At 59.3% G+C, this 10,614-nt stretch carries 9 protein-coding genes; 2 read left to right on the top strand and 7 right to left on the bottom strand.

Translation table 11 applies throughout. The annotated features are described in order from the left end of the window. Positions 1 to 67 precede the first annotated feature (67 nt). From SOP95_RS29935 to SOP95_RS29915, 5 genes are all read right to left on the bottom strand, one after another. Positions 68 to 1,297 (bottom strand): nucleoside recognition domain-containing protein, encoded by a 1,230-nt coding sequence (locus SOP95_RS29935; RefSeq protein WP_150773141.1) that lies wholly within the window; start codon positions 1,295 to 1,297, stop codon positions 68 to 70. Between the two features lie 214 nt (positions 1,298 to 1,511). Beyond that, a complete protein-coding gene (gene gltP, locus SOP95_RS29930; protein WP_323609295.1) occupies positions 1,512 to 2,843 on the bottom strand; it encodes a glutamate/aspartate:proton symporter GltP in 1,332 nt (443 codons plus the stop codon). A gap of 673 nt (positions 2,844 to 3,516) precedes the next feature. After that, entirely contained in the window at positions 3,517 to 3,981 is a 465-nt protein-coding gene (locus tag SOP95_RS29925; protein WP_274073815.1) for an inhibitor of vertebrate lysozyme family protein, read from the bottom strand. A gap of 2 nt (positions 3,982 to 3,983) precedes the next feature. Beyond that, complete coding sequence (locus tag SOP95_RS29920) at positions 3,984 to 4,148, bottom strand: DUF1328 domain-containing protein (RefSeq protein WP_003170804.1); 165 nt, start codon at positions 4,146 to 4,148, stop codon at positions 3,984 to 3,986. 72 nt (positions 4,149 to 4,220) lie between these two features. Beyond that, on the bottom strand, positions 4,221 to 4,508 hold the full coding sequence (locus SOP95_RS29915) for a hypothetical protein (protein WP_323609294.1): 288 nt from the start codon (positions 4,506 to 4,508) through the stop codon (positions 4,221 to 4,223). A 435-nt stretch (positions 4,509 to 4,943) separates the two neighbouring features. On the opposite strand from SOP95_RS29915, the gene algB reads away from it, so the two are divergent. Further along, on the top strand, positions 4,944 to 6,290 hold the full coding sequence (gene algB, locus SOP95_RS29910) for a sigma-54-dependent response regulator transcription factor AlgB (protein ID WP_274073817.1): 1,347 nt from the start codon (positions 4,944 to 4,946) through the stop codon (positions 6,288 to 6,290). Between the two features lie 10 nt (positions 6,291 to 6,300). Then, a complete protein-coding gene (locus SOP95_RS29905; RefSeq protein WP_274073818.1) occupies positions 6,301 to 8,091 on the top strand; it encodes a KinB sensor domain-containing domain in 1,791 nt (596 codons plus the stop codon). Between the two features lie 6 nt (positions 8,092 to 8,097). On the opposite strand, the gene SOP95_RS29900 is transcribed toward SOP95_RS29905, so the two are convergent. Further along, positions 8,098 to 9,711, bottom strand: coding sequence for an EAL domain-containing protein (locus tag SOP95_RS29900; protein WP_274073819.1), 1,614 nt, complete (start codon positions 9,709 to 9,711; stop codon positions 8,098 to 8,100). A gap of 75 nt (positions 9,712 to 9,786) precedes the next feature. Then, complete coding sequence (locus tag SOP95_RS29895; RefSeq protein ID WP_274073820.1) at positions 9,787 to 10,566, bottom strand: N-acetylmuramoyl-L-alanine amidase; 780 nt, start codon at positions 10,564 to 10,566, stop codon at positions 9,787 to 9,789. Positions 10,567 to 10,614 lie beyond the last annotated feature (48 nt).

The following is a 10,614-nucleotide window of genomic DNA, read 5'->3' as shown; positions in this document are numbered from 1 at the left end:
AAAAGCGGGTAGACAGTGGGGGCGAGTCCATACATAGGAGCTGGCTTGCCAGCGATAAATGTCGGATTCACCCAAAGAACCAGTAGCAAACCCCAATCGCCCCCAGCACACCCGCCAATTCCGCCAACAACGCACACCCCACCGCATGGCGCGCGCGCTGGATACCCACCGCGCCGAAGTACACCGCCAGTACGTAAAACGTGGTTTCGGTACTGCCCTGGATCGTTGCCGCCACCAGCGCCGGGAAGCTGTCCACGCCAGAGGTTTTCATGGTTTCGATCAGCATCGCGCGGGCGGCGCTGCCGGAGAACGGCTTGACCATCGCGGTCGGCAGCGCGTCGACGAAGCGCGTGTCCCAGCCGGCCCACTCCACCAGGTGCCGAATCCCGTCCAGGCCGAAATCCAGGGCGCCGGACGCCCGCAGCACGCCCACGGCGCAGAGCATCGCCACCAGGTACGGTAGCAGGTTCTTCGCCACATCAAAGCCTTCCTTGGCGCCCTCGACGAACGCTTCGTAGACCTTTACCTTGCGCATTGCACCGATCAACAAAAACAGCATGATCAAGCCAAATAGCGTGAGGTTACCGAGGATCGACGACAGACCCGCCAGCGCGGTGGCTGACATTGTCCCCAGTAACGCCATGAAACCACCGAGGGCCAGGGCGCCGGGAATCAGGTACGCCAACACGACCGGGTCCCAGACGCGCAGGCGTTGCATGAAGGCGACGGCCAGGAAGCCGACGATGGTCGAGCAACTGGTGGCGAGCAGGATGGGCAGGAACACCAGCGTCGGGTCGGGCGCGCCTTGCTGGGCGCGGTACATGAAGATCGTCACCGGCAGCAGGGTCAGGGAGGAGGCGTTGAGCACCAGGAACAGGATCTGCGCGTTACTGGCGATCGTATCGCTGGGATTGAGCTCCTGCAGGGCCTTCATGGCCTTGAGGCCGATGGGCGTGGCGGCATTGTCCAGGCCCAGGCCGTTGGCGGCGAAGTTCAGGGTGATGAGGCCGATGGCGGGGTGGCCGGGCGGGACTTCCGGCATCAAGCGCAAAAACAGTGGACCCAAGGCCCTGGCCAGCCATTCGACGATCCCGGCTTTCTCGGCGATCCGCAGGAAGCCCAGCCACAGGGTGAGCGTGCCGAACAGCAGGACCATGACCTCGACGGACAACTTGGCCATGGCGAAGATGCTCTCCACCATCGCCGCGAAGATCCCGGCGTTGCCGCCGATCAACCATTGCGCCAGCGCCGACACGGCAGCCACGATGAAGAAGCCAAGCCACAGGCCATTAAGCATCAGTCAAATCCCCCAAAAGATGCGCGAATGATAGCGGGGTGACCAGAAACGACAAACCCCGGATTTCTCCGGGGTTTGTTGGGGAGGCTGACTCGGATCACTGTGGGAGCCAGCCTGCTGGCGATGAGGCCGGCACATTCAACATCTCTGTTGTTTGATGTACCGCTATCGCCAGCAGGCTGGCTCCCACAGAAAAGCCACCACAGGGTTCAGATCAGTTGCTGGAGGTTTCACCAACCGCCAGCTTTTCCTTGCTGCGCCAGTGCGGCAGGGAGTTCCAGTAGCGCTGGCCCTTGGCGTCGTCGTACATGCCTTCCCAACGAGCGATGACCAGCACGGCCAGGGCGTTGCCGATCACGTTCAGGGCGGTACGTGCCATGTCCATCACGCGGTCGACACCGGCGATGAATGCCAGGCCTTCCAGCGGAATACCGACGCTGCCCAGGGTCGCCAGCAGGACCACGAAGGACACGCCCGGAACGCCGGCGATGCCTTTGGAGGTGACCATCAGGGTCAGTACCAGCAGCAATTGCTGGCTGATCGACAGGTCGATGCCGTACAGCTGGGCAATGAAGATGGCTGCAATGCTCTGGTACAGGGTCGAACCGTCCAGGTTGAACGAGTAACCGGTTGGCACCACGAAGCTGCAAATGGCTTTAGGCGCGCCATAGGCTTCCATCTTCTCGATCACACGCGGCAGCACGGTTTCGGAACTGGCGGTGGAGTAAGCCAGTACCAGCTCATCCTTGAAGATGCGCATCAGCTTGATCACCGAGAAGCCGAACAGGCGAGCGATCAGGCCCAAAATCACGAAAGCGAAGAAGGCGATGGCGAAGTAAACCAGGATCACCAGTTTGGCCAGCGGAATCAGCGACGCGAAGCCGAAGTTGGCCACAGTCACCGCGATCAAAGCGAACACGCCGATCGGGGCGTAGTTCATGATCATGTGAGTGACCTTGAACATGCTTTCCGATACGCCCTGGAACATCTTCACCAGCGGCTCGCGCAGGTCCGCCTGCAGGCTCGACAAACCGAGGCCGAACAGCACGGAGAAGAAGATGATCGGCAGCATTTCGCCGCGAACCATGGCCGCAAAGATGTTCGACGGGATCAGGTTGAGGATGGTTTCGATGAACGCGTGTTCATGCTGAACCTCGGCCGCCGTGGCCTGGTACTTGGAAATGTCCACAGTGCCCAGGGTGCTCATGTCGATGCCGGCACCCGGATGGAACAGGTTGGCCAGCAGCAGACCGACCACGATGGCGATGGTGGTGACGATTTCGAAGTAGATGATGGTCTTGAAGCCGATGCGCCCCAGCTTCTTGGCGTCACCCACGCCGGCAATGCCGACGATCAGGGAGGAGATGACGATCGGGATCACGATCATCTTGATCAAACGGATAAAGATATCGCCCGCTGGTTGCAAGACGTTGCTGATCCACCAGGCTTTTTCGGCACTGAAATGGTTGAGCAGCGCACCGATTGCAATCCCCAATACCAGACCGATGAGGATCTGCCAGGCGAGGCTAAGCTTTGCCTTCTTCATATCTTTACCCTTACTTCAGTTTGACTCGGACAGATGCAGAAACGGTTTCGCTTGTGGCGAAAATGTCAGAGCACTTGCCCCCGTATAAGGAGCCCCGGAGCGCTTGTTAGTGGCTCTCTGGCAGGCGAAAAAAGGCGCAACTATTCCGATGCAAGGAAGCGACGTCTAATGCCGTAAACGCCTACCCTATGCCGAATCGGCATGAGGTTTTTTCAGTGAAACGCGCGTCCCAACCGGTTCGAATACGACATATTGGCAGGCATAAGTGCCGTGAACCGGCCATCACAGAGCAGATTGGGTGTTTTTTGATCAGCTGGGAAGGGTGCTGAAAAGGCAGAAAAACCCCTTATGTGCGCCGAGACCCGGGCACAAAAGAAAGGCGATTTTTCTCGATGTACGGTCGCTTATGGAGCACCGCGAACGGAAAAACAAAGGCTTGGGACAGTACAACGACTTTAGCCTTCAAGCTCTACGCAAGTCCGTCGAGCCGCGGTTGGCTGGCGAACTTGCGTGGCAGCATTACCCTGACCCGGCCCTTGCGCAGGCACTCCCTGTACCCGTAGGTCACTCCGCCCCTGAAGCAGGCAGAACGTCCCGACCCCCTGGTCATGCGCCTGCCTTCCTCAGGTGGCGCAGCGGCAAAGAAGCAGTGCGCTTCTTTCGCGTCTGGAAATCAGTACCACTTTGGATCTTTTCTCAGCTGCTCCATCAACAAGTCCTGCATACCCTGGTCCGGTTTTCCGAGGAAACGGTAGTTGGCATGCCGTGTCGGCGACTTGTCGGCCGGTAAACCTGCCGGTACTTCGACCAGCATGGCGTAGGCCTCCTTTTTGTCGAAACTGACCGCGACGATCAGGCGTTCGTTGGTGCAACTGGCCTGGGATTGGCACAGCGGCCCCACCAGATACTTGTCGCCATCCTCTTCAACGCCGTTCATTTGTTCAGCATCGCCGGACAGGTTGATCACCCATTCCGGCAGCCGTTCTTCTTTTTTCACTACGCCTTGCCAGGTTTCGCGGTACTGCGGGTCAGCGTTCAAGAGTTCGTTGACCCGTGCCTGCCCATCATTGGCGGCGATTGCCATGGCACTACCGCCCAGTAGCAGGGCGGCTGCCAGTGTCTTTAACGAAACGCTCATGTTCACCCTCGGCCGCGACGGCCAAAGAAGAAGGAAGCGATGAACATCACCAGGAACACGACAAAGAGAATCTTGGCGATACCCGTGGCGGTGCCCGCGATACCACCGAAGCCCAGGACTGCGGCGACAATGGCAATGATCAAGAATGTGATTGCCCAGCTCAACATGGTGATTCTCCTTACGTTTCTATTTAAAGGTGCTGCATTCCCGGCGCGTCAAGCGCACCAAGTCGAATGTGCTTAAAACACCCAGCGTTCCTGACGCGGCATCTCATCGGCCGGTTGTGCCTGGTCGACGTCCATCATTCGCATCGGGGTGTTGTCTGCCAAACCGCTGCCTGCTGCGCTGAAGTGGGTTTGGGTCGGACGTTCAAACGATACGCTCGGGGCTTCTGGCTGGTGGCTCTGTTCCCAAAGTAGAAACTGTTGGCCGGTAAACAAGGTGATCAACAGTGCAAGTACCGCAAACAGGCCTTGCTGAACATGCAGTGGCGAGAGATGCAATTGGGCGGCACGTTGACGATTCATCCTGAAGCTCCTCCCACGCTGGGGAATATCGGGTTGAGGGCTTTTGTTGTTGCCCTGCGTTAATCAGCTTATTGCAGCCTGCATGCCAGCTTTTTTCCTTTAAAAAAACCTTTAAAAACAATAAGTTAGTGATATGCCATAAATGCGTCCAGACGCATCCTGCACGATGAGCCCTCGTGCGGTCGTGCGTAATGCACGACTAATCGCAAAGAGATCGCAATATTTTTGAATTGAGAGGAGGGCGCAGCTGTCAGAAATGGACGCAAGACATCTCTGATCCGGGCTTTTCTTTCAAAGACGCGCGAACCCGGGTGCTGAAGCGAGGGGGCAGGAGATAGCTACCCTGCCATGGCAGGAATGGATCAGAATGAACCATGCAACTTGCCCGATTTTTCCGTGACTAACTAAAGATCATTCATTAAGGAGCGTAGGAAAATGGAATCCGCCACTGAGCATCAAGGCCGCATTCTTCTGGTAGATGATGAGTCTGCCATCCTGCGAACCTTCCGCTATTGCCTTGAAGATGAAGGCTACAGCGTGGCGACCGCTAACAGCGCCGCGCAAGCGGAAGCCTTGCTGCAACGTCAGGTCTTCGACCTGTGCTTCCTCGATTTGCGACTCGGAGAGGACAACGGCCTGGACGTTCTGGCGCAGATGCGCATCCAGGCTCCGTGGATGCGTGTGGTGATCGTGACTGCGCATTCGGCTGTGGACACTGCCGTGGATGCGATACAGGCGGGTGCCGCCGACTATCTGGTCAAGCCGTGCAGTCCCGATCAGTTGCGCCTGGCCACGGCCAAGCAGCTGGAAGTGCGGCAGTTGTCGGCACGTCTGGAGGCCCTGGAAGGTGAGATACGCAAACCCAAGGACGGACTGGACTCACATAGCCCAGCGATGAAAGTAGTGCTCGAGACCGCCCGCCAAGTAGCCAATACCGATGCCAACATCCTGATTCTCGGTGAGTCCGGCACCGGTAAAGGTGAGTTGTCCCAGGCGATTCACGGCTGGAGCAAGCGCGCGAAGAAGTCCTGCATCACCATCAACTGCCCGTCGCTGACGGCCGAACTCATGGAAAGCGAGCTGTTCGGCCACAGCCGGGGCGCCTTTACCGGCGCCAGCGAAAGTACTTTGGGACGCGTCAACCAGGCCGACGGGGGGACCTTGTTTCTTGACGAAATCGGCGATTTTCCCTTGGTTTTACAACCAAAATTGCTGCGTTTCATTCAAGACAAGGAATACGAGCGGGTAGGGGATCCGGTGACTCGTCGGGCTGATGTGCGCATTCTCGCGGCCACCAACCAGAACCTTGAGGACATGGTCCGCGACGGCCGTTTCCGCGAAGACCTTTTGTATCGCCTCAATGTCATTACCTTGCACCTGCCGCCGCTGCGCGAACGCCGGGAAGACATTCTCAACCTCGCCGACCGGTTCCTGGCCCGGTTCGTCAAGGAATACGCGCGTCCGGCACGGGGCTTCAGTGACGAGGCCCGTGAAGCGCTGTTGGGTTACCGCTGGCCAGGGAACATTCGCGAGCTGCGTAACGTGGTGGAGCGGGCGAGCATTATCTGCCCGCAGGAACGGGTCGAGATCAGCCACCTGGGCATGGCCGAAGCGCCGATCAATAACGCCCCGCGCATTGGAGCGCCGTTAAGCCTGGATGAGCTGGAAAAGGCCCATATCGGTGCCGTCCTCGCCACAGCGGGGACCCTGGATCAAGCCGCCAAGACTTTGGGGATCGACGCGTCGACGCTGTATCGCAAGCGCAAGCAGTACAACCTGTGAGTCAGCGCCGATGAAACTGACGATGAAGTTGCAGACCCGGCTTTTTCTCAGCATTTCCGCGCTGATCACTGTTGCACTGCTGGGCTTGCTGCTTGGTCTTGTCAGTGTGTTGCAGATGGCCGGGAGCCAGGAAGCGCTGGTGCGCAACAACTTCGTCACCCTGGATCTGGGACTCAAGCTGCGCCAGACCCTGGGTGATCAGTTGATCATCATGCTCAGCGAAAACAACGATCCCGCCGCCTTCGAAGCATCCAGACGGCGTTACCTTGAGCTGCTGGAGGAAGGTATTGCCCAGGAGCCGGCGGGCGAAAATCTCGAACACGGTTTCAAAAAGGCCAAGGCCGACTATCTGGACTTTATTCGTGCGTATGAGGTGTCCGCTGACCCGACGCGAGTGCTGAACGGCAACGATGAGCTGACCGAAAAATTCAATTTGCTGCGCAATGGCTTGATTACCGAACACAAGCGGGCGCTGGACGACATCAGCACCATCGAACGCAAGGCGCGCGAGCGTGCGCTGCTGATCGCCGGACTGCTTGGCCTGGTCGGGCTGGCGGTGTTGATCATCGGGTTCGTGACTGCGCATGCCATCGCCCGGCGTTTCGGCGAGCCCATCGAGGCGCTGGCGCAGGCAGCGGATCATATCGGCCAAGGTAATTTCGACGTCACGCTGCCGGTGTCCTCGTCCGTGGAGTTGAATCAGCTGACCCGGCGCTTCGGCATCATGGCCGAGGCGCTACGCCAGCACCAGGCCACCAATGTCGATGAGTTGCTGGCAGGGCAGCAGCGTTTGCAGGCGGTGCTCGACGGCATCGACGACGGTTTGCTGATGATCGACCGCCAGGGGCACCTGGAGCACCTCAACCCGGTCGCGCAGCGTCAGTTGGGCTGGGACACCGATCGACTTGGACGAGGCCTGGGTGAGGCGCTGGAGCACCCTGAACTCGATGAACAGCTGCAGCTGGTACTGCGTGGCGGTACGCTGGAGCGAGTGCCGGATGATTTGGGCATCGAGGTCGATGGCGAGACGCGATTGCTGACTTATAGCCTGACGCCGGTCATTCATACCCAAGGGCAGATTCTCGGTGCGGTGATGGTGCTGCACGATGTGACCGAACAACGTGCCTTCGAACGGGTGCGCAGCGAGTTCGTCCTACGCGCTTCCCATGAGCTGCGCACGCCCGTGACCGGGATGCACATGGCATTCGGCCTGTTTCGCGAGCGCGCGCATTTCCCGCCAGAATCCCGAGAAGCCGACCTGCTGGACACGGTCAATGAAGAAATGCAGCGCCTGATGCAACTGATCAACGACTTGCTGAATTTCTCTCGCTACCAGAATGGCCTGCAGAAGCTCACCCTGGCGCCGTGCTCCATTGAGGAGTTGCTGGAACAAGCGCAGATTCGCTTCAGCGACGGTGCGCAGGACAAAGGCGTCGAGCTCCTGATCGAAGTCCAGGAGCCCTTGCCACGCTTGCAAGCCGATCAGCCGCAACTGGACCGGGTGCTCGACAACCTGATCGACAATGCCCTGCGCCATACCGCCAGTGGCGGACTGATACGGTTGCAAGCCCGGCGACATGGGGACCGGGTCATCATCAGCGTTGAAGATAACGGTGAAGGCATTGCCTATGGGCAACAGGGGCGGATCTTCGAGCCCTTTGTCCAGGTCGGCCGCAAGAAAGGCGGGGCCGGGCTCGGTCTGGCGTTGTGCAAGGAGATCGTGCAGCTGCACGGTGGCCGGATGGGCGTTTACTCGCGACCGGGGCAGGGCACTCAGTTCTATATGACCTTGACCGTGTAAGCGCTCTTACGCTTCGTCATCCAGGCGTCGGCCAGCCAGTCGGCGGCCTCGGGTAATCAGCTCGATGAACTGTACCGCGCTCAGAGCATGGGCGAAAAGCCAGCCCTGACCGAACTTCACCCCCTCACTGCTCAGGAGCGCCGCCTGGGCTTCATGCTCGATGCCTTCGGCAATCACCTTCAAGTGCAGTGACTGAGCCATGTGAATGATATGCGGGGCGACACCGCTGCTCGCCGCGTCATGGCCCAGGGCATCGATGAACGCCTTGTCGATCTTGAGACAATCTACTGGCAGGGTTTGCAGGTAGGCGAGGCTGCAATAACCGGTGCCAAAGTCATCGATCAGGACCTGATGCCCGACATCGCGCAAGGCTTGCAGGTTTTCCCGGGCCACCACCACGTCGATCAATCCGCGCTCGGTGACTTCGAAGGCAATTTGCTTGGCCGCGACCCGGTGCAGGGTCAACAGGCGGGCCATCACCTGGCCGATCCGCGGGACCATGACGTCGCAGGCCGCCAGGTTGACCGAGATATACAACTGCGGATTGGCCCGCAGCAGTTGCCCCAGCTGCTCGAGCAGGCGTTGCAGGACAAAGTCGGTCATCTGGCGAATCTGCCCGGTGTTCTCGGCCATCGGAATGAACAGGTCGGGACTGGTCAGGGTGCCGTCTGGCCTGCGCCAGCGCAGCAAGGCCTCGGCCCCGACGCAGTTGCGGCTGTCGAGGTCGAAGATCGGTTGATACAGTACCTGCAACTCGCCTCGACGAATGGCGCCCGTCAGTTCAGCGTCCAGGGACTGGCGTTGGCGCACCAGCAAGAACACCAGGAAACCCACGCACAGGGCCAATAACACGCAGGCGGGCAGCAGCCACCACCAAACAGGCGGTATATGGGTGCCGCTGCGCGGGCTGATCAGCACCAGCTGGTATTCCGGGTTATCGGTGGGCATGCGGTAAATCAGCCTGTTCTGGGTGACCTGCAGCGCATCGCGGGCTTCCGGCGGCCAATGGCCGGTCGGTGGCCAGGCTTGCGCGACGCCCAGCACCGGAATGGCCCGGGTGCCATGATCCAGTACCACCAGCAGGCTGCTGCCCGGCGACAGGTCGACCATGTCGGTCAAATGGCCGCGGGAGGTCGCGACCCGGAAGTTGCCGCGTCCGAGCATCAGCGCGGCACGGTTTTCATCCGGCTCGGTAGTGGTGTTCAACCAGTAAGTGTAGGTGGGGCCTTTGATGTCCGGTGGGCGTAACAGAGACAGGCCTTCCTGGCGTGGACGGTTGGAGCAGATTCGCGAGTCGTCCATGTAGGCCGCCTCATAGACGAAGCGATAATTGAAGCTGACCTGCTGCAGGGTCGCGATCATGTCGTCGTCACAGCTACGCAGTGGCTGGGCTTCCAGGTCATCGAGGCTTTCGCGCAACTGCCCGAATAGTTGCTCGAGCCGGGCGAGAAAGCGTTCGCCCTGGGCGTTCATTTCCCAGCTTTCGTTTTGCTCAACCTGGTGGATGGCAACGAAGTAACTGCCGGCCATCATCAGGGTAGCGCTCAAGACAGCAGCCAGCATCGCCAGAAACCAGGGGCGATAGAACCAACTTCTGAGTGTCTCTCGAGCAGCAGTCATTATGGAATATCCGACGAATTACCAATGAGTTATAGCTGCTATTTGAGAAACGCGCTGACCGTCGGGCGATCGTCATTATTTTGTCTGAATTAATACCTGAAGCATCGCAGCTGTTTGTGCGTCCGGCGTACCGTCATAGCGCGACGGTCGAAAATGCATCTGGAAGGCCGCCAGCACATGGCGGGTAGCGACATCCAGTTCGCCGGTTTGCGGCGTGTCGTAACCGACGCGGGCCAGTTGTGACTGGAACCAGCTGATGCTCGGCAGCTGTGTTTCGAAGCGGCTTTGCTGGCGCGCTACGGCTTGCTCGTTCGGCCAAATGCCGATCCCTTGCTCAGCCAGGCGCTTCCAGGGGAACAGTGGCCCTGGATCAAGCTTGCGCAGGGGGGCGATGTCGCTATGTCCGACGATGTTGCGCGGGCTGATTGCGTAGCGCTGGCTGATGTCCTTGAGCAGGACGACCAGGGACTGGACCTGCGCTTCGGTGTAGGGGTACCACAGGCGCCCGGTCGGAGTGTCCTTGAAGCCTGGATTGACGATTTCGATACCGATGGAACTGGAGTTCATCCAGGTCCGGCCTTGCCACTGGCTTTCCCCGGCGTGCCAGGACCGCAGATTTTCATCCATCAGCTTGTAGATGGTCGCGTTCTTGTCGTCGCCGACAAGGTAGTGGCTGCTGACTTCGCCGTGGGTCAGCAGTTGCAGCGAGCGCTCCAGCGATGCGGAGGTGTAATGGAGCACGACGAACTGAATGCGACTGTCGTGGTTGGCCGAAGCGTGGCTGGTGTCGTATCGGGGGCCGCTGGCGCAACCAGCCAACAGGATCAGCGACACGATGAGAGCAAGATATTTCATGGGAAAGCCAACGCGCTAAAGACAGTAATGCAACAGTGTAACGTACTG

The sequence above is a fragment of the Pseudomonas sp. YuFO8 genome (assembly GCF_035065025.1).
GTDB lineage: Bacteria > Pseudomonadota > Gammaproteobacteria > Pseudomonadales > Pseudomonadaceae > Aquipseudomonas > Aquipseudomonas putida_AE.
The sequence above is the reverse complement of the archived record's forward strand: the minus strand, read 5'-3'. Positions and strand labels throughout refer to the sequence as shown.